The organism is Burkholderia sp. HAN2018, assembly GCF_024704855.1.
GTDB classification, from domain to species: domain Bacteria; phylum Pseudomonadota; class Gammaproteobacteria; order Burkholderiales; family Burkholderiaceae; genus Burkholderia; species Burkholderia cepacia.
The window spans coordinates 1-23,158 of sequence record NZ_QOBB01000111.1 but is presented as its reverse complement, the minus strand read 5'-3'; the positions used below and the strand labels follow the sequence as shown (position 1 = coordinate 23,158).

Sequence of the window (23,158 nt, the reverse complement as noted above, 5' to 3'; positions counted from 1 at the left end):
CACATCCGCCACCGAATGACCCCGTTCGGTTACCTGTTTGACTGCCTCGATCTTGAACTCATCCGTGTACCGCTTGCCGCTCATCCTGACCTCCTCGGTTGCCATAAATTATGGCTCGAAGATGTCTACGAAAGGCTGGCCGGTCCAACTAGACAAGTCGTCGATGTCATCGCGACCGCCCAGGATCAGCGTCATTTCCCTCAAGTCCGAGATGGCCGAGATGAAGCCGAGCGGATGCTTTTTTGCATAGGAACTGAGCGTCAGCTTGCGCAGGCGGGATAGGCCTGCGATCGCGTCGATATCCTTTGAATGGCCTTGAATGAATAGTTCGGTCAGCGATCCGCACCGCGCTAGAGGCGACAGATCGATATTCCGCTTATGGTTTTCAGCCAGCACAAGCCGCTCAAGTCGGCCAATGTCGATCGTGTCGAGGAAATCGGGCCGATTCAGCTTGAAAACCCCGAAGCTCAGGCGTTTCAGCTTTGGAAGCAGGCCGACTTCTTCTTCATGGACGATCTCGGAAAGGCAATCGACTGCAAGGTCGCGTGTTTCGGGCAAATGGCGCAGCAAGGCCGCATCGAACGGCGCCCGGTAGTGCCCGTAGAACCGGACCTGAAGGCGGTCCCCGGCTAGCCGGCAAGCTTCGTTCAGCGATTGCAGGATCACCGGGTTGTAGGCTTCGGGCGTGCTGAACTGGACAACCAACTGCCCGTGCTCTCCGCAGGCCTCCACGATCTCGATCGGCGAAAGCGTTTTCGGGTCGGTAACCCGGCCACGGTCTACCTGCAGCATGCACTCCCCCGTTATTCGTTAATGGCCTCGTCATTAGACGGCTACGGGCCACATCTTAGCGCCTCCTGAAGCCTACTTAATATTCCGAACTCTGGTGGCACCTACTCAGCGTCGCGCGTTATCCAACAGTGATTTAAACAAGCCATATGAACGAAGCGGCTGCAGCAACGAAGGACGCGTAGCGCTGGGACAATTTATCGTATCGGGTAGCTATGCGACGGAACTGTTTGATTCGAGCAAAGAACCGTTCGACCAGATTGCGGGAGCGATAGAGATGTCTGTCCAATGGACGCTGTTCACGCCTGTTCGTGCGGCTTGGAATGACGGCCTGCACTCCAATTGCGTGCAGATGCGTAATGAGGGCGTCCGTGTCATAGGCCTTGTCGGCGGCAACGCTGCCGGGCTTGAATTCGCCCAGCAGCGGTAGTGCCTCGGGGCTGTCGCCTGCCTGACCACCGGTGAGGCTGAATTTCGCCAGCATGCCCAACCCGTCAACCAACGCGTGAATTTTTGTGCTCAGGCCACACGAGAGCGGCCTAGCGCCTGGTCACGTTTTTTGGGTGCGCCAGCGGCGTGCTGGTGTGTACGGACAATGGTGCTGTCGATGAAGACCTCCTCGAAATCCGCATCGCCGGCCAGTGCGGCAAACACCCCGTGCCAAATGCCGGCCAGGGACCAGCGCGGGAATCGCTTGTATATGCTGTTCCAGCGCCCGAATTCTTCTGGGAGGTCGCGCCACAGGCTGCCTGTGCGGGCAATCCACAAAACAGCCTCGACAAATTCCCGGTTGTCGGTTGCCGGTCGGCCTCGGCCTCCCGCCTTGCCGGGCAGCAACTGCGCAATGCGTTCGTATTGGTCACCTCGCAACAGCCTCGGCACCATTCCCGCCTCACAAAAGACAGGATGTAATCAGATTGCCGTTGAAGGTGACAGCGCCGGACGTCGTCTCGCTGCTTTTTGTCAACAGCCCTAGCCATGCTTGACGAAGAATTTGCACGCGTTACCGCGAAAACCCGCGTCCCAACACGGGCTTCCAGACGCGGCTCGCCGTTACTTATCTGCAATGCGAAATAAATGATTCAGACAGCCATTCACGCGGATTGCCCTGCATGCGGCTGCGTCAGCTTGCCGTCGCCGTACTCGCGCAGCACCTTCGAAATCACGACGCGATAGCCGTCCAGCCAGCGCGCCTGCTTCGCCTTTGCCTCGCGATGCGCCGGATGCTGCATCAACTGCTGCAGCGCCGCCTCCGACTCCCAGTAATAGACGTTCTGGATCAGCCCCGATTCGGCGTTTTCCCATGTCTCCTCGCCGAGATAGCCGGGCGTCGCGCGCGCCATGTCGGCGATCTGCCGGTCGAGCCGATGAAATTCGTCGTCGTATTGCCCGGCGCGAAAAATGAAGGTCGACGCGTACATGCCTGCTCCATCGAAAGCGATTGAAAGAGCGGCGATTGTAAGGCACGCGCGGCGTGCCGCGATCGTCACGCGGCTAGCGGATCGGCACCGGCCTGGCCGGTGAGCCACGCGTCGATGCGCGGCGCGTCTTCACGCATGCCGGCCGCGGGCGCCGGCATCGCGGCCAGCGCGTGCCGCGCACGTTCGAGCGCCTCCCCGAAGCCGCGCAACTCGCGCGTCGCGGGCCGGTCGCCGGCATGGCGGCGTGCGAGTGCCGCTTCGATGTTCGCGGCGATCAATGCACGCTGAGCGTCGATGAAGTCGATGCACAGCGTGCGGCAATGCGCGGACACCGACGCAACGGCGAGCAGGACCGGCACGATCGACACGGTCAGGTACCCGCCGGGCGCGAGCCGCGACAGCGCACGATGCCCCTCCTGCCCGCCGCCGGTCAACGATGCGAACACCGCATCGCGCCACACCGCGCGCTCGAACACGAGCGCATCGCGATGCGCATCGAGCGCCGCACGGTCTGCGACCTGTCCGGCCGTCACCAGTGGAATCGGGAAAGACGATTCGACGGGAGACTGCGCGCCCGCGGTGTCGACAATGCAGTTCGCGCCAAGCCATCCCGCATCGTCGCGCCGCGCGGCCAGCACTCGGGACTGCAACCGGTCGGGCAGCATCGGATCGAGCGGCACCGCGCCGCAGATCGACGGCTTGTCCGCATGCACGCTGCAGCGGCCGTCGTCGGCCAGTGCCGCGCAACGACCGAGCGACGGATAGTCGTAGCCCTGCAGCGTCAGCGCGATCCATTCGCTCCCCGCGCCGCCGGTGCGATGAATCAGTTGCCCGGCCAGCGCATCGGAAGCCGCGACATCGTCGGCATCGAGCGCGTGCTCGCGGCCGCCCGCGCGCCAGCGCTCGCCGATCCGCCGCTTCGGCACGCGACGGATCGTCAGCGCGCCGACGAAGCGATGACGATGCCGGAACAGTTCGCGCAACGACAGCGTCGGCGCACTGTTGCAGCAGCGTCCGCATGCGTTGCACGCGAGCAGGTAGGTGTCTACCACGGCCGTCGCACCGAATCCTGGTAGCGCGTGAGAATGAAGCGCGCGACGTCGTCCGAGTGATAGGCGGCGACGAGTTGCGTCACCCACGGCTTCGCGCGATCTGCGTCGCGCACCGTCAGCACGTTCGCATATGGCGAGCGCGCGTCCTCGAGGCTGATGCTGTCGCGCGCGGGTTGCAGCTCGGCACGCGCGGCATCGTCGCTGTCGATTGCAACGAACGCGGCCTTGTCGAGCGCTGCGTAAAGGCGTTCGCGGCGCAGCGCGACGAGCTTCAGCCCGAGCCGGTTGCCGGTCACGTCGCGCAGCGTCGCATGCAGGCCGGCCTGCTCGCGCAGCGTCACCAGCGTGTCGTTCTGCAGCAGCACGAGCGCGCGGGCCATCCCGCGCGGATCGTCGGGAATCGCGACCGTCGCACCGGGTTGCAGTTCGTTCAGGTTCTTGAGCTTGCGCGAATAAAGCGCCATCGGCAGCGTGACGGTCGGTGCGATTCCGGTCAGGGCGTAGCGCTTCCGCGCGCGCGTGGCGGCAAGCTGTTGCGCGTCCTCGAAGCTGGCCGCGTCGATCCGGCCATCGGCCAGCGCCGCGTCGATGCGCGACGCATCGTCGAATTCGACGACGTCGATGCCGAATCCTCGTGACGCCGCGACCCGCTTCACTTCGTCGAGAATCTGCGCATGCACGCCGCGCGTCACGCCGACGCGGACGGCCGCAGCAGTCGCAGCAGTCGCTGCAGTCGATTCAGCGGCGATGGCCAAAGCCGGATGAACGGCCCCGCACGCAACCATCAGCCACGCGCCCAGGTAGTGCACGACGCGCTTCATGACGCATCCCTCAGAATCGTACGAAATCCGATATGCGACGCGCCGAGATCGGCTTCCTGCTGTTCACGCGACGACGCGCGATAACGCACGCAGTAGTCACGCGAGCACAGGAACGAGCCGCCCTTGATGACCATCGGCGTATCGTGCCGGCGCGTCGGCGGCGCAACGGCCGCCGTGTCGCCGTTGGTATGCGACTGGTGCGGGCCCGTGTATGCGTCCCGGGTCCACTCCCACGCATTGCCGATCATGTCGTAGAGCCGGAACCCGTTCGCCGCGTAGCAGCCGACGGGCGCGAGCCCCGCATGGCCGTCCTCGGCCGTGTCGAGCACCGGGAACGCGCCCTGCCAGTAGTTCGCGGCCGGCTTGCCCTGCGCGTCGCGCGGCGCCGCGTCGAGCGACGCGTCGTCGCGGCCGGCCTTGCCCGCGTATTCCCATTCGGCCTCGGTCGGCAGGTCGCGGCCGAGCCACCGCGCATACGCGAGCGCATCGCGCTGCGTGACGAGCGTGACGGGCAGGTTGCCGATCCCGTCGACGCCGCTGCCCGGCCCGCGCGGATGACGCCACGACGCGCCCTTCACCCACGACCACCACGCGAGGTCGCGCGCGTTCATCTCGTCGCGTGTCGGCACATGGAATACGGCCGCCCCGCCCTGCTGCTCGGCCTCGGTGACGTAGCCGGTCGCCTGCACGAACGCGGCGAACTGCGCGATCGTCACGTCGGTCTGGTCGATCCAGAACCCGCCGACGCGCGTGCGGCCGTCGCCCACCGGGCGCTCGTCCGCGTAGCCGCGCGTGCTGCCGAACACGAACGCGCCGCCGCGCAGGTGCACCATCCCGGCCTTCGGGTCGTCGCGCCACCCGGCCGGCAGCCCCGAATAGCGCGCGCACTGCCGCTCCGAGCCGAGCGGCGCGAGCGCGCGGCCGCGATTCGCGTCGTCGAATGCGTCGCCCCCCGGCGCGACGGGATTCGCATAGCCGGCCGCGAACGCGGCGGCGAACAACGTGGCAGCCAGCGCCGCGCCGATCGTCCAGAACCGGAACCGCATCGTGTCGCCCCGGTATCAGTAGTAGCCGCGCGGACGCAGCGGTTCGACACCGCCGACGTTGCTCATGTAGGTCTTCCACTGGTCGACGAGCGTGCCGATCACCGACGGGTTCTGCGCCGACACGTCGGTCGTCTCGCCGCGATCCGACGCGAGGTCGTAAAGCTGCCAGTGCCCGTCGAGCGGCCCGAGCGGCGGTTCGGTCCACAGTGCCTTCCAGCGGCCGTCGGCGCTGCGCAGGTAGGCGCGGCCGTAGGCTTCGTCGCCGAACGGCGTCGTATGCACCTCGCCCGTCGCCGACCCCGTGAGCACCGGCAGCAGCGACTGGCCGGTGACCGGATACACGTAGCGGTTGTTGTAGATCACCTTGCCCTTGTTCTGGTCGACGCCCGTCAGCGTGTTGACGAGCGGCGGCGCCGGCTGCGACGGCGGCGTGACGCCTGCGATCGCGAGGAACGTCGCCGTGTTGTCGGTCACGTGCGTGAACGCGCGCAGCGTCGGCAACTGCTGCGTCTGGCCCGGCAGGCGCACGATCGTCGGCGTCGATACGCCGCCTTCGGCCGAATACCCCTTCGTGAGCCGGAACGGCGACGCGCTCACCTCGGCCCAGCGCAGCCCGTACTGCAGGCGCTGCGCGTTCTGCTTGCCGTTGTCGGTGCCGAGGGTCGAGTAGACCGGGTCCTGCCCGTTCGCGGTGTCGGTCGCCGTCGGGTCCGCGCCCGAGTCGATCGGCCAGCCTTCCGAGCCGTTGTCCGACTGGAACATGATGAACGTGTTGTCGTATTCGCCGATGTCCTTCAGGTGCTGGATCAGGAGTCCGATGTTGTAGTCGAGGTTCTCGACCATCCCCGCATAGATCTCCATGTAGCGCGCCTGCGCCCGACGCTCGGCCGGCGACAGGCTCGACCACAGCTTGTCGACCTTGCCGGGGCCGTAGTCGCTGTAGCCGTCGGCGGCCGAATGCACCGCGCTGACGTATTTCGCGTTCGCGGTGCCGTTGTTCGCGGTCGCGGGCGACGCCGCCGTCGTTTCGGGCAGGCCGTCGAACGGCTTGAAATCGGCGGGGATCAGGCCGAGCGCCTTCTGCCGTGCGATCCGCGCATTGCGGATCGCGTCGTAGCCGGCGTCGTACACGCCCGCGTACTTGTGCAGCCATGGTTCGGGCACCTGCAGCGGCCAGTGCGGCGACGTATACGCCGCGTACGCGAAGAACGGCTTGCCGTCGCGCTTGTTCGAATCGATGTACGAGATCAGCTTCTGCGTATAGAAATCGGTCGAATAGAACACGGCCGGGCTGCCGCCCGCGCCGCCCGGCTGCCCGGGCTGGCCAGGCTGCACGTAACGGCCGTCTTCCGTGTAGTTCGACGAGCCGGCCGGCTCGTGCGCGAAGTGGTTGGTCGCCGCGCCGCCGAGCAGCACGTAGCTGCGCTCGAAGCCCCACTGGTCGGGCGTCTGCCCGCTGCCCGTCGCGCTGCCGACGATCCCCGAGCCGATATGCCACTTGCCCGCGATGTACGTGTGGTAGCCGGCATCCTTCAACAGTTGTGCGAACGACAGCGCGCGGTCGTTCAGGTAGCCCTCGTAGCCGGGCAGCCCGCGCCGTTCGTCGGTCGGCACCCCCATCGTGCCTTCGCCGACCAGATGGTGATCGGTGCCGGACACCAGCATCGCGCGCGTGATCGCGCAGACGGTGCCCGTGTGATGGTTCGACAGGATGCGGCCCGACGCGACGAGCGCGTCGAGGTTCGGCGTGTTGATCTCGCCGCCGAATGCATGGATGTCGGAATAGCCGAGATCGTCGGCCATGATGTACAGGATGTTCGGGCGTTTCGCCGCCAGCGGCGGCGCGGGGTTCGTCGATGACGACGGCGCATCGCTGTCGACGCCGCCGCACGATGCGAGCGACAACGCGCCGGCAATCGCGGCGCAGACGACACGGAAACGAAAAGCATGCAACGGCGAAGCGGACTTTTTCATCGTTCTGGAACGCGCGATCTACGGGATCGGCGATCTTAGCGTCGCGCGCGCGGCACCCAAAGTCCGATTCGTCACATGCTAACGGGGCGGCGGAATATGCGCGCAAGCCGAATACCGGCCATCAGCACGCGCGTATGCATGCGCGCGCGACGGCTCGCCCGCGCGTCGTGCTTCAGCTGCGTCCGCCGAGGCTGCCGCCGCCGTCCACGGCCAGCACCTGCCCCGTGACGAAGCCGGCCTCGTCCGACAGGAAGAACGCGATCGCGGCCGCCACATCGTCGGGCGTGCCGAGCCGGCGCGCGGGAATCGTCGCGAGCACCTTGCGTTCGGCTTCGCTGCCGACGGGGCGCGTCAGCCGGAACAGTTCCGTCTCGATCGGCCCCGGCGCCACCGCGTTGACGGTCACGCCATGTTCGGCCAGTTCGAGCGCCCACGTGCGCGTGCAGCCGACGAGCGCGCTCTTCGCGGCGGAATACGCGGTGCGGTCGAGACTGCCGAAAATCGCCCGGCTGCAGATATTGACGATGCGCCCGTGGCCGCGCGCCTTCATCGCGTCCGCAAAGTGCTGCGTGACCTGGATCGCGGCCCGCACGTTGAGATCGAACACGGTCTGCAGCGACCGGAAATCGATCTGCCCGAGCGGTTGCGGCATCACGATGCCCGCATTGTTCACGATACCGTCGACAGCGTGCTCCTCACCGATACGGGCAAGCGTCGCTGCCGTCTGTTCGATGTCGGCGAGATCGCACGCGCGCAGTTCGCCGGGAAAGTCGATGCCCTGCACATTTCGCGCGAGGCCGATGACGTGATGACCGTGCCGTGCGAGCAATGTGCTGACCGCAAGGCCGATGCCGCGCGATGCGCCGGTGACGAGATAGGTGCGAGATGACATGCGTGCTCCCGAAGTTCGTTCACGTGAATAGCGTGGAGAGAGGTTTCCAGGGTGGAGGCCCGGAACCGGTGCTTTGATCGGACGATTCTACGTGCGTAACGGACGTTACGTCGTGTCGTTACGGGCGTGTCCGTGGCAACACGGTACGTTTACTGCGCATCAGATGCGCCAGGAATTTCCAAATCACGACTGGTGGGAGTTATCGTCTGATTTAATCTTGATGCGCCAAATATAAAAGAAAGCTTGTTAATCAAATATCTAACCCGCAAACGTTTTACGCGAATGAATTACGCATCCGAAAAATTAGACTAATAACGACTTTAAAATAGATTCCGATTGAAACGACAACAGGCACGCCTCTTGCTGACTCCTTTCACCATGTGCTGCGTTCGGCAAGGAACGAATAACCCGGAAATCGGGCGCCGCCATATTTCGCACAGGTGAATCCGGGCTACGTGACGCAGACCGGCTACAACAACAACGCCACGCTGGTACAACAAGGCACGCCAACTACGCGAACATCAATCAGAACGGCTTCAACAATACCGTTTCGGTCGAGCAGCACTAAACGCCGCCGGCGTAACGGAAAGGCCGGACGGATACACGTTCGGCCTTTTTTTAATTCGACAGGGGACGATCATGGTTGGCATTCACGATCTCAACGCCTATTTCGACATCGCCGCCAGTGCCGGCGGCGTGAATATCGTGCCGCACGTGCGGGCGGCTGCACCGGTCGACGTGTCGTACAGCCTGCGCATCACCCGAACCGGCGGCGCGGGCTCGGCCTCGCTGACGCGCTCCGGCGAATCGCGGCTCGCTGGCGGCGAGGACCAGCCGCTCGCGACGCTGCTGCTGAGCGTCGATTCGAGCGATATCTGCAAGGCAACGCTGGTTCTGCACGTCAACGGCGAGCATGCGGAGTATTCGGCGGACTGCAATCCGCATCGGACGGCGGGTTGATACCGCGCGGCCTGGGGGCCGTCGCGCCGCATGGCAAGCGCCTGCCGCGCGGCGGTCAGCCGGCCCGCCCCTCCGCCATCGGCATCGCGCGCCGCGACGCGATCCGCCACGCACGAATCGGCCGGCATCGACACGCCGCCCCGCATCCCGCGCGCGTTCGGTATTCAGTAACGCATCACGAGAAACAGGCCGGCAGCCGCGAGCGCCATCCCCGGCCATGCGAGCGCGCCGATCGTCTCGCCGAGCACCACGAGCGCAATCAGCGCGGTCGCGGGCGGGATCAGGAAGAACAGCGCCGACACACGCGACGCCTCGCCGTGCCGCACCATCGCGAGCAGCAGCGAGATCGCGATCAGCGAGTTGCAGATGACGAGGTACGCGAGCGAACCGGCGAGCCCGGCGGTCCATTGCACGTGCATCGGTTCGAGCGCGAACGCGAGCGGCGCGGTGACCGCGAGGCCGACCGCGTACTGCACGAGGTTCGCGGTGACCGGATGGACGTCGGTGCCGAAGCGTTTTTCCCACAGCGTGCCGCCGGTGATGCAGGCGAGCGCGAACAGCGCGAACGCGAGCGCCCACGGCGACGCGACATCGACCGACGAACGCGCGAGGATCACCAGCACCGCGCCCGCGGCGCCGAGTGCGAGCCCGATCCAGCGCAGCACGCCGACGCGTTCGCCGGCAATCATCGGCGCGAGCAGCCCGACGAGGATCGGCTGCTGCGACGTGACAAGCGCGACGGCGCCCGCCGACATGCCGAGCTTCAGGCTCAGGTACGTACACGCGAAATAACCGGCCTGCAGCAACAGGCCGACCACGACGAGATCGCGCCATGCGCGCCCCGTGCGCGGCAACGCAGGGCGCAGCCACAGGAACGGGCCTGCGAGCAGCGCGACGACGCACGCATAGCGCAGCGCGAGGAAGGTGAGCGGATCGGCATAACGCAAGCCGAGCTTCAGGAACACGAAGCCGCTTGCCCACAGCAGCAGGAACAGTGCGGGCGCGATGCGCAGCCAGCCGGGTTGCCGTGCGGCCTTCGTGGTATCGATCGTCGTCATGTGTGCGCGCGCCGGGTTGTCGCAGGGAGGTCTGCCCAGTGCGCACCGGGGCTGCATGCCGGCCCGCGCATCACCGAAGAACCGTGTAACGGGTGAGGTTCTGAACGGTCGCTGAGATGGAGATGGCGATGACGACCTGCGGTTCGCGCTTCATCACGTCGTGCCCCCGGCGGATTGGGTGTGCGACGATCATACGCCGCACCGGCCGACCATGCGTCGCAGGGATGCCGCGACCGTCGCGACCGCCTCACCCATCCGACGCCAGCATGTTCGGTATCTCGTCGACGAGCGCATCGATGACGACACGCACCTTCGACGGCACGTGGCGCGATGCCGGCCGCACGGCGAACACTTCGGCGCCCGACACGCTGTTGCTGTCCATCACGAGCGCGAGGCGGCCGTCGCGCAGGTAAGGCGCCATCAGCCAGCAGGGGAGCCACGCGAGGCCCGCGCCGGCAGCGGCCGCATCGGCAATGGCCTGCAGGTCGTCGAGCCGCAGGCGCCCGGCCGGACGATGGTCATGCACCGCGCCGTTCGCGCCGACTATCGGCCACGGCGTCGGTTGCCCGCCGCGCGAATACGCGATGCCGACGTGCGACGCGAGTTCGTCGAGCCCCGCCGGCCGGCCATGACGTTCGAGATACGCGGGCGATGCGCAGATGCCCATGCGCTGCACGCCGAGCTTGCGGCCGACGAGCGCGCTCGTATCGGCGAGCTCGCCGATGCGCACCGCGATGTCGAAGCCGTCGTTGACGAGGTCGGCCACGCGATCGCTGAACGACACGTCGATTTCGAGCCGCGGATGGCGCTCCACGAGGCGCCGCATGAGGGGAGCCACGCATTGCCGCCCGAACAGCACCGGCACGCTGACGCGCAGCCGCCCCGCCGGCTCGCGCTGGCCCGCGTCGAGCGCGGCCTCCGTCTCGCCGAGTTCGGCGAGCAGCCGCCGGCACTGTTCGTAATAGACGAGCCCTTCGTCGGTCAGGCCGAGCTGGCGTGTCGTGCGCTGCAGCAGCCGGGTGCCGAGACGGCGTTCGAGCCGCGCGACGACCTTCGCGACCGCCGAGCGCGTAACGCCGAGCCGCAGCGCGGCCGCCGCGAAGCTGCCCGAATCCACCACGTCGACAAATTCGGCAACGCCTCTCAGACGCTCATCCATGCCATTTCGCTCCGGTTGGGTAACAGGTTTGTGTCCATGCAGGCGACAGTCATCGGCCGAATTATCGTCAATGCGTCCCTGCGCGCAACACTATGATAGTCCGCACTATCTCGAAAAAGGAGTCGACATGCACGCATGGCAAGTAAAACCGGGCGACGGTGCGGCCGGGCTTCGGCGCATCGACGCGACACGCCGCGCGGTCGGGCCGACCGACGTCGTCGTGAAGATCCATTCGGCCGGCCTGAACTATCGCGACCTGATGTTCGCGCGCGGCGACTATCTCGGCATCGGCACGGAAGCGCTGATTCCGGTTGCCGACGGCGCCGGCGAAGTCATCGAAACGGGCCGCGACGTCACGCGCTTCAAGCCCGGCGATCGCGTGATCAACACCTACTTCCCGCGCTGGATCGACGGGCCGCCGACGCCGCAGAAAACCTCGGGATCGCCCGGCTCGCATTTCGACGGCGTGCTGGCCGAGCACTTCGTGTCCGACGAAGCGGCGCTGGTCGCGATTCCCGCGCATCTGGACTACGATGAGGCGGCGACGCTGTCGTGCGCGGGCATCACCGCCTGGAACGCGCTGTTCGCCGACGGCGGCCTGGGGCCCGGCGCGACCGTCGTGCTGCTCGGCACGGGCGGCGTGTCGATCGTCGCGCTGCAGCTCGCGCATGCCGCGGGGCTGCGCACCATCGTCACGTCGTCGAGCGACGCGAAGCTCGAACGCGCCCGCGCGCTCGGTGCGGACGCAACCATCAACTATCGCGCCACGCCCGAATGGCAACACGACGTGCTGCGGCTCACCGGCGGCGCGGGTGCGGATCTGGTCGTCGAAGTCGGCGGCAAGGATACGCTGCCGCGCTCGGTCGCGGCGACGAAGATGGGCGGCACCGTGTCGGTGATCGGCGGCCTCAGCAGCTTCGGCGGCCCCGAGCTCGGGCTGCTGTCGCTGATCGGCGGGATCCGGCGGCTGCAGGGGATCATGGTCGGCAGCCGCGCGATGCTCGACGACGTCGTGCGCCTCGTCGACGCGAAGCGGATCAAGCCGGTGGTCGATCGCGTGTTCGGCTTCGACGAAGCGCCGCAGGCGTATGCGTACCTGCAGTCGGGGCAGCACTTCGGCAAGGTCGTGATCCGCGTCGCGCAGTAAGCGCATCGGGGCGATGGGCAGCGGGCGGCCTCGCCCGCTGCATCCGGCGTCAGAACCTGTGACGGATCCCCGCGTGAATCATCAGCTGCTTCGAGGTCGACGACAGGTCCGCCGCGCCGGGAACATAGGCCTGGTCGAGCGACGAACCCGTCGCGTCGCCCGCGATCCGCTGGTAGGCGCCCATCAGGTACACGTCCGTGCGCTTCGACAGCATGTAGTCGGCCATCAGCCCGAGCGAATGGATCTTCGGCTTCGCGGTGCCCGTCGTCGCGTCGTAGCGCACCGTCGTGTACACGTACTGCGCCCCGACGAACAGCGCGGGCGTGAACTGGTATTTGCCGTTCACTTCGAAGTTCTGGTACTTGATCGACGTCACCGTGCCGCCTGCGAGCGGGCCGGTCACGGGCTCGATCGTTTCGTCGCCGAACAGGTAACCGACGTTCGCGGTGGGCCGCGTGACGTTGCTGTTCGTGTACGCGAACCCGACCGTCGCGGGCCCCGCCGTGTAGTTGATGCCCGCATCGAAGATCCGCAGCCGCGCCGACGCGAAGTTCGCATCGGCGCCGACCGATCCCGAGCCCGCGATCGCGCCGCCCGGCGTCGCACCCGGGTTGTCCGCATTCAGGAAGGCCGCGCCGACGAGCCACCCGCCCTGCTCGTACTGCGCGCCGACGCTCCACTGCCGGTTGTTCGCGAAGCCCGTGTCGTTACTGAAGCTGTACGTGCCGCCGAACGAGAAGCCGGCGAAATCCGGGCTCGCATACTTGACCGTGTTGTTGACCCGAAACGTATTGCCGGTGTTGTCGTTGTCGAGCGGATGCGAGAACGGATAGACGCCCCAACTGCCGTTCGCTGTGGTTGGCGCGAGATAGTCGACCACCGCATCGTATTGCCGGCCGAGCGTCAGCGTGCCGAACCGCACGCTGCCGAGGCCGACGTACGCCTGCCGCCCGAACATGCGGCCGCCCTGCGCGAGCGTGCCGCTGTTCACGTTGAAGCCGTTCTCGACCTGGAACAGCGCGCTGTAGCCGCCCCCCAGATCCTCGCTGCCCTTCAGCCCCCAGCGGCTGCCCTGCGCGAAGCCGCTCGCCATCTGCCATGCGCCATGGCCGCCGACATTGTTCGTGTAGTCGATGCCCGCATCGACGAGGCCGTACAGCGTGACGCTGCCTTGCGCGAACGCGGGCGCGGCGCACAGTGCCGGCATCGCGACGAAAATCAATCTCCAGTTCATCCGTCATCCTTATTTGTTTTGTCGTTACCGCGCCATGCATGGCGCCACCGCTTACTTCGTGCCGTAGATGTCGAAGTCGAAATACTTCCGGTTGATCCGCTGGTACGTGCCGTTCGCGAGGATCGTCGCGAGCGCGCGGTTGAAGGCGTCGCGCAGGTCGTTGTCCTGCTTGCGCAGCCCGAGCCCGTCGCCTTGCCCGAAATACTTCGCGTCGTCGATCGCCGCGCCGACGAACGCGAAATCCTTGCCCTGCGGCTTCTTCAGGAAACCGTCGCTCGCCGCGATCGATGCCTGGAACGCCGCGTCGAGCCGGCCCGTCACGAGATCGGCATAGACCTGGTCCTGGTTCGGGTACGACACGATCTGCACGCCGGCCGGCTGCCAGTTCGCGATCGCATAGTCGGCCTGCGCGGAGCCCTGCTCGACGCCCACGCGCTTGCCCTTCAGCGCGTCGGCCGTCGGCAGCAGCGGCGAACCCTTGCGCGCGACGAGGCGCGCCGGCGCATTCGAGATCCGGTTCGTGAAGGCGATCTGCTGCTGCCGCTTCGGCGTAATCGTCATCGACGACGCGATGACGTCGAACTTGCGCGCGAGCAGCCCCGGAATCATCCCGTCGAAACTCGACTCGACCCACACGCAGCGCGCATGCAGCTCCGCACACAACGCATTCGTGATGTCGATCCCGAAGCCCGTCAGCGTGCCGTCGGGCAGTTTGTACTCGAGCGGCGGGTAAGTCGGATCGACCGCGAGACGAATCTCCCTGCCCGCCCAGTCACCCGCATGCGCCGCCCCTGCCGCCAGCGCCAACGCGAGCGCCGCCATCCGTTTACATTGCTTCCACTGCTTCATTGCCAGTCTCCTTCCTCGTGTGAATCGTCAGTCAAAATCATGCGGGCACGTCACGCGAGATAGCGCTCCGCCAACGCAATCCAGTAGCTCGCGCCGGTGGCGAGGCACGCGTCGTTGAAGTCGTAGCCGGGATGGTGCAGCCCGCATCCGGCGCCGCCGGCGCCGTTGCCGTCCCCGTTGCCGATCGACAGGTAGCTGCCGGGGCAAACGTTCAGCATGAACGCGAAGTCCTCGCTTGCCGCGATCGGTCGCAGATGGGGGATCAGCGCGCCGTCACCGCCCCATTCGCGGGCGACGTCGCGCGCAAAGGCGGTTTCCGCCGCGTGATTGACGAGCACCGGATAGTCGTGGCGATAATCGATCTCGGCCTTCGCGCCGTAGCTCGCGGCCTGCCCGTGCACGATCTCGCGAATGCGCCGTTCGAGCAGCGCGCGCACGTCCGGCGACAGTGCGCGCACGCTCAGCGCCAGTTCCGCGTGCGGCGGGATCACGTTCGACGCGGTGCCCGCATGGATCGAGCCGGCCGTCACGATCGCCAGGTCCTGCGGGTTCACGTTGCGCGACACGACGGTCTGCAGCGCCATCACGATCGACGCGCAGACGACCACCGGATCGATCGTCGTATGCGGCGCCGCGCCATGCCCGCCGCGCCCGGTCACGCGCACGCGCACCTCGTCGGCCGATGCCATCGCCGGGCCGTCGCAGAAACCGAGCACGCCGGCCGGCAGGCCCGGCACGTTGTGCATCGCGAACACCGCATCGCACGGAAACTGCTCGAACAGCCCGTCGTCGATCATCCGCTTCGCGCCGCCGAGCCCTTCCTCGGCCGGCTGGAAAATCAGGTTCAGCGTGCCCGTGAAGCTGGCGCGCTCGGCCAGGCACCGCGCCGCCGCCAGCAGCATCGCCGTATGGCCGTCGTGGCCGCATGCATGCATCACGCCGTCGCACCGGCTCGCATGCGGCAGCCCGGTCGCCTCGCGGATCGGCAGCGCGTCCATGTCGGCGCGCAGCCCGAGCCGCTTCCCGGCGCCTCGCGTCAACGTGCCGACCACGCCCGTGCCGCCGAGCCCGCGCGTCACCCGATAACCCCACGTTGTCAGGAAGCCGGCCACGAGGTCGCTCGTCGCATGTTCCTCGAAGCCGAGCTCCGGATACGCGTGCAGCCGTCGGCGCAGCGCAATCATCTCCGTCTCGATGGCTGCCAATTCCGGCTGGACTGGTTTGTGGTTCAACCCCGATTCTCCTCGATGTACGCCGGTTGCCGATCGCCCGAATGACCGATCGTGGCCGCATCGTAGGCAGCGAAAATCCCGGCGAACAGCCGCGGTTTCGTTATGATGACAACCTTTCGTTGTCGGGTATCGCACCATGGGTACGATCAGGCTGCATCAGCTTCAGGCGCTCGTCGCGAGCGCGGAGGCCGGGAGCATCCGCGGCGCAGCGCGCACGCTCGGGCTGTCGCAGGCGGCCGTCACGCGCGCGCTGCGCGAACTGGAGGCCGGCGAGCGCCTGCCGCTGCTCGTGCGCGCGCCGGAGGGAATCGGCTTCACGGAATACGGCAAGACGCTGCTCACGCACGCGAAGCTCGTGCTGAAGCAGCTCGAACACGCGCAGAGCGATCTCGAACGCATGCGCGGCCGCATCGAGGGCCGGCTGAGCATCGGCGTGACGCCGTGGCTCACGATGACGTTCCTGGCGGAAACGGTGCTGCGCTTTCGCGAGCGGATGCCCGACGTGCGCCTCGAACTCTACGAGGCGCTGATGGCCGTCGCGCAGCCGCTGTTGCGCGACGGCAGCATGGATTTCGCGCTCGGGCACGTGCAACCGGGCGGCACGCAGGAATTCGCGTTCGAGCCGATGCTGCGCTACGACACATCGGTGATGGTGCGCGCCGGCCATCCGCGCGAACACGCGCGATCGATCCATGACCTGCTCGAGAACGACTGGGTGCTGAATTTCGCGGCCGACGGGCAGGCCGCGCTCGTCGACTACCTGTTCACGCGCCACGGTGCCGACATCGACGAACGGCGCATCGTCCGCGCGCAGTCGGTGGCGATGCTGCAGACGATGCTCGAACAGGCCGACATGTGCACGTGGTGCCCGACGATTCTCGCTGCAGTGCCGCCGTTCGGCGAACGGATGCGCGCGTTGCAGCTGAAGGAGACTTTCGAGCCGCGCGACCTCGGGATCGTCACGCGGCGCAGCAGCACGCTGAGCGACGCGGCGCGCTGCTTCATCGACTGCCTGCTGCACGTGATCCGCCGGCACGCGCGGTCGGCACGCAAGGCGGATCTCGCGCTGTTCAGGACGCTGTCGCTGCTGATCTGACGCGCGGCGAACACGGGCGGCCGCCGCGTCGCCGCATGCGCGTCGTGGCCGTGCCCGTGCCCGTGCCGCCCGTCAGATTTTCGCGGTCAGCGTGATCCCGACCGTGCGCGGATCGCCGTACAGCACCGGATACGCGCCATACGACGGCAGCAGCTCGAGCTTCTTGTAGACCTTGTTGGTCAGGTTCGTCACGTAGCCCGTCACGATGTACTTCTGGTTCGGCGTCGTGTAGGAAACGTGCGCGTTCAGCACCGAGTAGCCGCCCTGCCAGAGCTGCGGCATCGTCTGCCGGGTCGCGCTGAAGTATTCGCGGCTGCGGTAGTTCACGTCACCGCCTGCGATCAGCGTGCCGAACGACACCGGTACGCGATAGTCGAAGCCCGCATTGATCGTCGTATGCGGCGAGCGCGCGAACGAGTTGCCGACGGCGGTCGGCACGTAGCGGAACTCCGTGTAGCGCGTGTTCAGCATCCCGAGGTTCGCGAACAGGTAGAGGCTGTTGACCGGCTGCGCCTTCAACTCCAGTTCGAAGCCGTCCGCGCGCCCCTGCCCCGCATTCGACAGCGTCGACACCGGCGGGCCGCCGAACGGGTTCGGCGCGAGCGCGAACACCTGGATGTCGCGATAGTCGTAGTGGAACACGCTCGCGTTGACGATCAGCCGCTTGTCGAACCACTCGCTCTTGATGCCGACTTCATAGTCGGTCAGGTACTCCGGCGACACGGTCGACACCGTGCTCTGCGTATACGCGTTGCCGTTGTAGCCGCCCGAACGGAAGCCGCGCGCATAGCGGAAGTACGCACGCACGTTGCTGCTGAGCGCGTATTCGGGCGTGAGGTCCCAGGTCGGCGCGCGCCAGGTGTTCGTCTGGTTCTGCCGCGCGCTGACCGCCAGCGGCGACGACACCGACGACGGCTCCCACCAGTTGCCCGGATTGTCGAACGTCACGTTGCCGGTGCCCTGCAGCCCGGTCAGGTTGATGTTCTTGCGCTCGATCGTGTAACGCAGCCCGCCCGTCACGTTGAAGCGGTCGGTAAACCGGTACTTCACGCTGCCGAAGATCGCCGCACTCTGCGTGTGCTGCGTGAGGTCGGTCAGGTGGTAGAACGCAGGTGACGGCGAGCCCGGCAAGCCGCCGCCGGCACCCTGCTCGGCCAGTTGCTCGGTGAACAGGTGGGTGCCGACGAGCCAGCTCAGCCGGTCGTTCTGCGGCGATTCGAGCCGGAATTCCTGCGAGAACTGGCGGCTCGACAGGCGATCGTGCGAGCGTGCGGCGTCGAACGCCGAATAGTCCTCGTCGTCCTGGTACCAGCGGTGCAGCCCTTCGAACGCGGTGATCGACGTGAGCGTGACCGCCGGGTTGATGCGCCAGTGCGCGGTGAGCGACGTGCCCCAGGTCGAGATGTGATCGCTCGACGGCGCGTTGAGCGACACCGTGTACGGATCGCTCGAGCCGACGAAGCCGAACTGGTTCGCGCCGCCCGGCCCCGCGCCTTGCGCGTGCCACGCATTGCCGCCGCCCGTGTAGTTGCGGCCGTGGATGTTGAACAGGAAGTTGGTGTCCGACGTGGGCACGGCGAGCACCTGGAAGCGCACCGCGTTGTCGTGGAAGCCGCCGAAGCGCCCTTGCTGCACCGTATTCGTGTAGAAGCTGTCGGCGTTCTCGTGATACACCGACACGCGCGCGGCCAGCACGTCGTTCTTGCCGATCGGCCCGCCGATCGCGGCCTCCGCGAGCCGGCTGTTGTACTGGCCGAGCCCGATCTTGCCGTAGCCGCTCACGTCGAAGGTCGGCTTCTGCGACGTGATGCTGAGCGCGCCGCCGACCGTGTTCTTGCCCCACAGCGTGCCCTGCGGGCCGCGCAGCACTTCGATGCGGTCGAGGTCGAACAGCGGGAAACCCTGCCCGAACACGCTGTTGATGTATACGTCGTCGAAGTACACGCCGATCGGGCTCAGCGACAGGTCCGACGGATCGTTGCTGCCGACGCCGCGCCGGAACCAGCGCGGCCGCTCGCGGCCCTCGGTCGATTGCCCGGTGAAGTTCGGCACGTACTTCGTCACGTCGTTGACCACGCGCAGCTCGTTGTTCCTGATCGCGTCGCCGCTCAGCGCGCTCACCGCGACCGGCACGTCCTGGATGCTCTCCTTGCGCCGGCGCGCGGTCACGGTGACCGTGCCGAGGTTCGTTTCGCGGATGGCCGTGCCGCGGGTCGCACGGGCCGCCGTCGGTGCAGCCGCGGCGGCATCGTCCGTGCCCTGTTGTGCCGGTTTCGCGTCCGGTGCCGCCGTCACCGCACCTTCTTCCGCCCACGCGGGCAACGATACGGCTCCGCCCGTCAGCAGTCCCCCCAGCGCGGTGACGATTAGTTTTTTCCTGAACATCGATGAGTCATCCTGTTTGATCGGTTGAACGCACGTGCGTGCGCGACGCACGGGTTCCCTGTTGCAATTCGGATGCCAGCCTCGAGAGGCCCGTCGTATCGGGCTTCCGGCAGGTATGCGGGGTGCGCGTTGCTGCATGCGCATCTGTGAACGGAAGCAAACTGCTTGTCACGCAACACTGCCGGATCGCGCGACACCCGCTCCGATGGTCGTCAGGAGAGCTTTGCAGTCACGGGCCGCGACGCATCGCGCCGCCCATGTGCGACGCGCAACGCGCACGCGACCAGCACGACGACGGGCAGCCAGCACAGAAACACCGCCTGCAACCCGACGGCCGGCACGAGCGCACTGCCGGCCAGCGGGCCGCAGAACGCGCCCGTCATCGACGCGAGGTTGTACAGGCTCGACACCTGGCTCTTGTCCGCCGGGTGACGGCCGAGGCGCTGCATGTTGACGAGATGCAGCAGCGACGAGCCGGCGCACAGCGCGGCGAGCCCCGCGCCGACGATCCACGCGTCACGGGCGAGCCCGAGCGCGAGCAGGCCGGCCACGGCGCCGGCCAGGCTGAGCCCGTGGCAACGGCGCGCGCTCAGCCGCTGCGCGACATGGCCGAGCCCGAACAGCGCGATCACCGCGACCACGCCCTGCAACGTCAGCAGCGCGACGGCGTGCGCCTGGGACAACCCGAGCGACTGGATCGCGAGCACGACCGTATACGCGCCGGCAAGCGAACGCGTCGCACTGTTCACGGCCTCCAGCACGAGTTGCTCGCGCACGTCGTGATTCCATGCGAGCGCCAGCAACGCGCGCAGGCCGCCGGTTTCCGGTTGGGCGCCGCGCGGCACGGCCTCGGCGTCGCCGAGCAGCGTCCGGCTGAACAGCGCCATGCCCGCGAAGCTCGCCGACGCCGCGCAGAACGTCGCGACCGCGCCATGCGCGCCGATCAGCCAGCTCGCGAGCCACGGCCCGACCATGCCGGTTCCGACCGACATCGCCGCGCGGTACCAGCCGGCGCGCGCGAGGCCGATCTGCGCGAGACGCGCGAGAAACACGCCGTTGATGGACACGATCCGGAACGGGATGCACAGCCCGATCAGCACTTGCGTGAGCGCGATCAGCGGCCATGCGCCGGTATACGGCACGACGAGGTTGAGCAGCATCGGCCCCATGCTCGCGGCGAAGTACACGCGCCGCGCGCCGTAGCGCGCGACGAGCAGCCCGGCCGGCAGCGTCATCAGCGCGATGCCGAGCGGCTCCATCGCGGCGATGATGCCGAGCCGCGCGCTGTCGACGCCGAGCGCGAGTGCATACAGCGTCGTCGCGAGCTGCGCCATGCTGATCGTCGTGCCGCTCGCGAGCGCCAGCAGCATGAAGCCGCCGGTGAAGCGCTCGCGCCGCCATGCGTCGGCGACGCGTGCCGGCGCGCTCACCGCGCGGCGTCGCGAGACAACGGTGCGATGCCGTCGAGCGCGCGCCGGTCGATCCACGCGCGCACGTCGAAGTCCGCAGGCAGGAACCGCCATTCGACGAGGAAGCGCTTGAAATCGTCGAGCGCGGCGATCGACGCTTCGTCGAGATCCGTGCGCAGCCGCCGGTGCACGTCGGTGCCGTACGCGAGCCGCAGCCAGTCGTGACCCGATCCCGTCTCGCGGCCGAGATAGCCGAGCACTTCCTGCTCGTGCTCGCGCGCCCAGCATTCGACGTCGGTCACGCGCGCGAGGAAGCGGCGAACGATGTCGGGATGGCGTTCGAGCGTCGACGCATTGACGGTCAGCGGCCGAGGCGAGCCGTTGTTGATGCGGATCTGCGGATCGGGATGAAAGCCGATGTCGACGACCGTCTGCGCGCCGATCAGGTGCGCGGTCTCGAGCCCGAGCGAACCCTTCACGTAGATCGCGTCGACCTCGCCGCGCACGAGCGCGGCCGCTTCGGCCGCATAAAGGCGCCGGCTGGACAGACTCGACGGATGGCTGAATGCCGCGTCGCGCGTCAGCGGCGTCGACACGGGCGCGCGCAGGTTCGACGCGGGCACGTCGACCCATTCGACGTCGGCGGGGCCGAGCCCGTCGAGCGACAGCGCGCTGACGAAGCCGCGCAGCGCCGCCGCGCGGAAGATGTCGATACGTTCGCCGTCGCGGCGCGGCAGCCCGATGCGGCGCCCGCGCAGGTCCCTCGGCCGCGCCAGGCCGGTTTCCGGCAACGCGACGATCGCCTGCGCCTCGTCGACCCAGGTCAGCGCGACCACCCGGGTATCGGCACCGGAGGCGCGCGCCCACAGCGCGGGAATGCTGCCGCCCTGCCGGAACGTGTTGTCGAGCGAATGATCGACGTGCGCGCGATGCAGCGCCGCGTGCTGGTTCTCCTGCAGCGCGCGGACGGTGATGCCGTCGCCGGCGAACTCGCTGTCGAGCCAGCCGAGATGCGCGGCGATGCCGAGCGGCGTCGGCACCGGACAGCGCGTGTACCAGATCGACTGGACGTGATGGGAAGCCGTGATGCTCATGGATGCGTTCGGAAAAGGAGTCGTGAACCGCGCATCAGCCGCGCGGCGCGGTGAGCACCGACAGCCGCGTGATACCCGCATGCTCGATCGCGGCCATCAGCTTCGCGACGGTGCCGTACGGCACGTGCTCGTCGGCCTGCAGGTCGAGCGCGACGTCGGGCCGGCCGGCCTTCAGCGCGGCGAGCTCGGCCGGCACCGCGGCGAGCGCGACCGCGCGCTTGTCGAGATACACGACGCCCTTGTCGTCGACGCTCACGGTGACGTTCGGCTTGCGGTCGGCCGGCGCCGTGGCGACGGTGTTCGGCAGGTTCACGTGCACCGCGTTGTTGAGCAGCGGCGCCGTGACGATGAACGCAACGAGCAGCACGAGCATCACGTCGACGAGCGGCGTGATGTTGATTTCACTGAGCACGTCGTCGTTGTCGGAAGAGGACGAGAAGGCCATTATGCGAACGCCTCCTGACGGGCGCCGTCGGCACGGCGTGCCGGCGCGGGCGCGGTGGCGGCGGGCGGCACGCGGAAACCGGCCTTCTGCGCGAGCGTGACGAAATCGGTTGCGAACGCATCGAGATCGGCCGACGCTGCCTTCACGCGGCGCACGAAGAAGTTGTACGCGAGCACGGCCGGCACCGCGACCGCGATGCCGATCCCGGTCGCGACCAGCGCCTCGCCGATCGGCCCCGCGACCACATCGATGCTCGCGGACGCACTGTGCGTGATCGCGGTCAGCGCGTGGATGATGCCGAACACGGTGCCGAACAGGCCGACGAACGGCGCGGTGCTGCCGATCGACGCGAGCACGGCGAGCCCCGCTTCCGCGCGCCGGCGCGCGTTGTGGATCTGCTGGCGCAGATGGCGTTCGAGCAGGTCGTGGCGGCTCCAGCTGTGTTCGAGATCGTGCGCGCTGCTTTCGTCGGCGCGCCGCAGCGCGTCGAAGCCCGTCGCGGCGAGTTCGCCCACGGGGCTGTCGGCGCCGTCGAGCGCGGCCGCCTCGTGGAAACTGTTCGCGGCCCAGAACGCGCGCGTGTAATGCCGGTTGCGTGCGCTCGCACGCAGGCTCTGGATCGTCTTCACGACGATCAGCGTCCACGTGACGACGGAGAAGACGACGAGCAGCCAGAGCGCGCCCTGGACGATGAAGGTGGTCGGGATACCGTTCATGATGTGAGTTCCTTGAAAAATGTGGCGGGCCGCCCGGTCGGTCAGCCCAGCTTGAAATCGATCGGCACGTTGACCCAGCCGTCGACCGCTTCGTCGCCGCGCTTCGCGGGCACGAACGTCCAGCGCTTCACGGCGGCCACCGCCGCGTTGTCGAGCATGCGGCGGCCGCTGCTCGTGCGGACGTCGACGGCATCGGGCGTGCCGTTCGCGAGCACGTGCACGCGCAGCACGACGCGCCCTTCCCAGCCCTGCTCCTGCGCAAAGGCTGGGTAGTCGGGCGCCGGGTTGCGCAGGTAGGCGGCGTCGCCGATCGGCGCGGTTTCGCGCACGGGCGCCGCCGGCGCGGCGGGTGCGGGAGCCGGTGCGGCCTGTGCGGCAG

Annotated in this window: 23 protein-coding genes; 3 read left to right on the top strand and 20 right to left on the bottom strand. The window is 67.4% G+C overall.

Annotated features, from left to right (window positions below; all coding sequences use genetic code 11):
• From DPV74_RS24765 to DPV74_RS24725, 9 genes are all read right to left on the bottom strand, one after another.
• The coding region (locus DPV74_RS24765; RefSeq protein ID WP_162923060.1) for a transposase at positions 1–84 on the bottom strand (84 nt) is incomplete at its 3' end.
• Between the two features lie 24 nt (positions 85–108).
• Complete coding sequence (locus tag DPV74_RS24760) at positions 109–792, bottom strand: hypothetical protein (RefSeq protein WP_119338140.1); 684 nt, start codon at positions 790–792, stop codon at positions 109–111.
• A 133-nt stretch (positions 793–925) separates the two neighbouring features.
• A protein-coding gene (locus DPV74_RS24755; RefSeq protein ID WP_119338139.1) for an IS5 family transposase occupies positions 926–1,674 on the bottom strand; the annotation gives its coding sequence in 2 pieces (ribosomal slippage) (positions 926–1,317 and positions 1,317–1,674; 750 coding nt in all).
• Positions 1,675–1,883: 209 nt separating this feature from the next.
• On the bottom strand, positions 1,884–2,210 hold the full coding sequence (locus DPV74_RS24750; RefSeq protein ID WP_027790767.1) for an antibiotic biosynthesis monooxygenase: 327 nt from the start codon (positions 2,208–2,210) through the stop codon (positions 1,884–1,886).
• A 65-nt stretch (positions 2,211–2,275) separates the two neighbouring features.
• Positions 2,276–3,262, bottom strand: coding sequence for a YkgJ family cysteine cluster protein (locus DPV74_RS24745; RefSeq protein ID WP_119338138.1), 987 nt, complete (start codon positions 3,260–3,262; stop codon positions 2,276–2,278).
• Positions 3,256–4,083, bottom strand: a complete 828-nt coding sequence (locus DPV74_RS24740) for a MetQ/NlpA family lipoprotein (protein ID WP_119338137.1) — start codon at positions 4,081–4,083, stop codon at positions 3,256–3,258. Before DPV74_RS24740 ends, DPV74_RS24745 begins: the two co-directional genes overlap by 7 nt.
• Positions 4,080–5,129, bottom strand: coding sequence for a formylglycine-generating enzyme family protein (locus DPV74_RS24735; protein ID WP_027790764.1), 1,050 nt, complete (start codon positions 5,127–5,129; stop codon positions 4,080–4,082). Before DPV74_RS24735 ends, DPV74_RS24740 begins: the two co-directional genes overlap by 4 nt.
• A gap of 15 nt (positions 5,130–5,144) precedes the next feature.
• A complete protein-coding gene (locus DPV74_RS24730; RefSeq protein ID WP_060197473.1) occupies positions 5,145–7,103 on the bottom strand; it encodes an arylsulfatase in 1,959 nt (652 codons plus the stop codon).
• Between the two features lie 172 nt (positions 7,104–7,275).
• Positions 7,276–7,995: an SDR family oxidoreductase gene (locus tag DPV74_RS24725; RefSeq protein WP_060171412.1), complete on the bottom strand. Its 720-nt coding sequence runs from the start codon at positions 7,993–7,995 to the stop codon at positions 7,276–7,278.
• A 639-nt stretch (positions 7,996–8,634) separates the two neighbouring features.
• Between DPV74_RS24725 and csgH the strand changes: the two genes are divergently transcribed.
• Entirely contained in the window at positions 8,635–8,955 is a 321-nt protein-coding gene (gene csgH, locus DPV74_RS24720; RefSeq protein ID WP_027790761.1) for a curli-like amyloid fiber formation chaperone CsgH, read from the top strand.
• A gap of 164 nt (positions 8,956–9,119) precedes the next feature.
• Here the strand turns inward: csgH and DPV74_RS24715 are convergent, their stop codons facing one another.
• Positions 9,120–10,013, bottom strand: a complete 894-nt coding sequence (locus DPV74_RS24715) for a DMT family transporter (RefSeq protein WP_119338136.1) — start codon at positions 10,011–10,013, stop codon at positions 9,120–9,122.
• A 247-nt stretch (positions 10,014–10,260) separates the two neighbouring features.
• Positions 10,261–11,172 (bottom strand): LysR family transcriptional regulator, encoded by a 912-nt coding sequence (locus DPV74_RS24710; protein ID WP_119338135.1) that lies wholly within the window; start codon positions 11,170–11,172, stop codon positions 10,261–10,263.
• 127 nt (positions 11,173–11,299) lie between these two features.
• Between DPV74_RS24710 and DPV74_RS24705 the strand changes: the two genes are divergently transcribed.
• Positions 11,300–12,319: an NAD(P)-dependent alcohol dehydrogenase gene (locus DPV74_RS24705; protein WP_059692926.1), complete on the top strand. Its 1,020-nt coding sequence runs from the start codon at positions 11,300–11,302 to the stop codon at positions 12,317–12,319.
• A gap of 49 nt (positions 12,320–12,368) precedes the next feature.
• On the opposite strand, the gene DPV74_RS24700 is transcribed toward DPV74_RS24705, so the two are convergent.
• The 3 genes from DPV74_RS24700 to DPV74_RS24690 are packed head-to-tail and all read right to left on the bottom strand — an operon-like array spanning position 12,369 to position 15,586.
• Positions 12,369–13,553: a porin gene (locus tag DPV74_RS24700; RefSeq protein WP_119338134.1), complete on the bottom strand. Its 1,185-nt coding sequence runs from the start codon at positions 13,551–13,553 to the stop codon at positions 12,369–12,371.
• A gap of 51 nt (positions 13,554–13,604) precedes the next feature.
• Positions 13,605–14,402, bottom strand: a complete 798-nt coding sequence (locus DPV74_RS24695; RefSeq protein ID WP_059692922.1) for an ABC transporter substrate-binding protein — start codon at positions 14,400–14,402, stop codon at positions 13,605–13,607.
• 50 nt (positions 14,403–14,452) lie between these two features.
• Complete coding sequence (locus tag DPV74_RS24690) at positions 14,453–15,586, bottom strand: M20 aminoacylase family protein (RefSeq protein ID WP_119338141.1); 1,134 nt, start codon at positions 15,584–15,586, stop codon at positions 14,453–14,455.
• A gap of 184 nt (positions 15,587–15,770) precedes the next feature.
• Between DPV74_RS24690 and DPV74_RS24685 the strand changes: the two genes are divergently transcribed.
• Positions 15,771–16,730, top strand: coding sequence for a LysR substrate-binding domain-containing protein (locus tag DPV74_RS24685; RefSeq protein WP_119338133.1), 960 nt, complete (start codon positions 15,771–15,773; stop codon positions 16,728–16,730).
• A gap of 72 nt (positions 16,731–16,802) precedes the next feature.
• Here DPV74_RS24685 and DPV74_RS24680 read toward each other — a convergent pair whose 3' ends face one another.
• From DPV74_RS24680 to DPV74_RS24655, 6 genes are all read right to left on the bottom strand, one after another.
• Positions 16,803–19,115, bottom strand: a complete 2,313-nt coding sequence (locus DPV74_RS24680; RefSeq protein ID WP_119338132.1) for a TonB-dependent receptor — start codon at positions 19,113–19,115, stop codon at positions 16,803–16,805.
• Between the two features lie 212 nt (positions 19,116–19,327).
• On the bottom strand, positions 19,328–20,545 hold the full coding sequence (locus tag DPV74_RS24675; protein ID WP_060171427.1) for an MFS transporter: 1,218 nt from the start codon (positions 20,543–20,545) through the stop codon (positions 19,328–19,330).
• Complete coding sequence (locus tag DPV74_RS24670) at positions 20,542–21,618, bottom strand: ABC transporter substrate-binding protein (protein WP_060171429.1); 1,077 nt, start codon at positions 21,616–21,618, stop codon at positions 20,542–20,544. Before DPV74_RS24670 ends, DPV74_RS24675 begins: the two co-directional genes overlap by 4 nt.
• Before the next feature lie 34 nt (positions 21,619–21,652).
• Entirely contained in the window at positions 21,653–22,063 is a 411-nt protein-coding gene (locus DPV74_RS24665) for a biopolymer transporter ExbD (protein ID WP_009694203.1), read from the bottom strand.
• Positions 22,063–22,779: a MotA/TolQ/ExbB proton channel family protein gene (locus DPV74_RS24660; RefSeq protein WP_060171431.1), complete on the bottom strand. Its 717-nt coding sequence runs from the start codon at positions 22,777–22,779 to the stop codon at positions 22,063–22,065. Before DPV74_RS24660 ends, DPV74_RS24665 begins: the two co-directional genes overlap by 1 nt.
• 41 nt (positions 22,780–22,820) lie before the next feature.
• Positions 22,821–23,158 (bottom strand): energy transducer TonB (locus tag DPV74_RS24655; RefSeq protein WP_162923126.1); only part of this gene is annotated, 338 nt, incomplete at its 5' end.

Coding starts and splice junctions, on each gene's coding strand:
- DPV74_RS24760 (WP_119338140.1), bottom strand. CDS start 792: ATGCTGCAGGTAGACCGTGGCCGGGTTACCGACCCGAAAACGCTTTCG.
- DPV74_RS24750 (WP_027790767.1), bottom strand. CDS start 2,210: ATGTACGCGTCGACCTTCATTTTTCGCGCCGGGCAATACGACGACGAA.
- DPV74_RS24740 (WP_119338137.1), bottom strand. CDS start 4,083: ATGAAGCGCGTCGTGCACTACCTGGGCGCGTGGCTGATGGTTGCGTGC.
- DPV74_RS24735 (WP_027790764.1), bottom strand. CDS start 5,129: ATGCGGTTCCGGTTCTGGACGATCGGCGCGGCGCTGGCTGCCACGTTG.
- DPV74_RS24730 (WP_060197473.1), bottom strand. CDS start 7,103: ATGAAAAAGTCCGCTTCGCCGTTGCATGCTTTTCGTTTCCGTGTCGTC.
- DPV74_RS24725 (WP_060171412.1), bottom strand. CDS start 7,995: ATGTCATCTCGCACCTATCTCGTCACCGGCGCATCGCGCGGCATCGGC.
- csgH (WP_027790761.1), top strand. CDS start 8,635: ATGGTTGGCATTCACGATCTCAACGCCTATTTCGACATCGCCGCCAGT.
- DPV74_RS24715 (WP_119338136.1), bottom strand. CDS start 10,013: ATGACGACGATCGATACCACGAAGGCCGCACGGCAACCCGGCTGGCTG.
- DPV74_RS24710 (WP_119338135.1), bottom strand. CDS start 11,172: ATGGATGAGCGTCTGAGAGGCGTTGCCGAATTTGTCGACGTGGTGGAT.
- DPV74_RS24705 (WP_059692926.1), top strand. CDS start 11,300: ATGCACGCATGGCAAGTAAAACCGGGCGACGGTGCGGCCGGGCTTCGG.
- DPV74_RS24700 (WP_119338134.1), bottom strand. CDS start 13,553: ATGAACTGGAGATTGATTTTCGTCGCGATGCCGGCACTGTGCGCCGCG.
- DPV74_RS24695 (WP_059692922.1), bottom strand. CDS start 14,402: ATGAAGCAGTGGAAGCAATGTAAACGGATGGCGGCGCTCGCGTTGGCG.
- DPV74_RS24690 (WP_119338141.1), bottom strand. CDS start 15,586: ATGATTGCGCTGCGCCGACGGCTGCACGCGTATCCGGAGCTCGGCTTC.
- DPV74_RS24685 (WP_119338133.1), top strand. CDS start 15,771: ATGGGTACGATCAGGCTGCATCAGCTTCAGGCGCTCGTCGCGAGCGCG.
- DPV74_RS24680 (WP_119338132.1), bottom strand. CDS start 19,115: ATGTTCAGGAAAAAACTAATCGTCACCGCGCTGGGGGGACTGCTGACG.
- DPV74_RS24670 (WP_060171429.1), bottom strand. CDS start 21,618: ATGAGCATCACGGCTTCCCATCACGTCCAGTCGATCTGGTACACGCGC.
- DPV74_RS24665 (WP_009694203.1), bottom strand. CDS start 22,063: ATGGCCTTCTCGTCCTCTTCCGACAACGACGACGTGCTCAGTGAAATC.
- DPV74_RS24660 (WP_060171431.1), bottom strand. CDS start 22,779: ATGAACGGTATCCCGACCACCTTCATCGTCCAGGGCGCGCTCTGGCTG.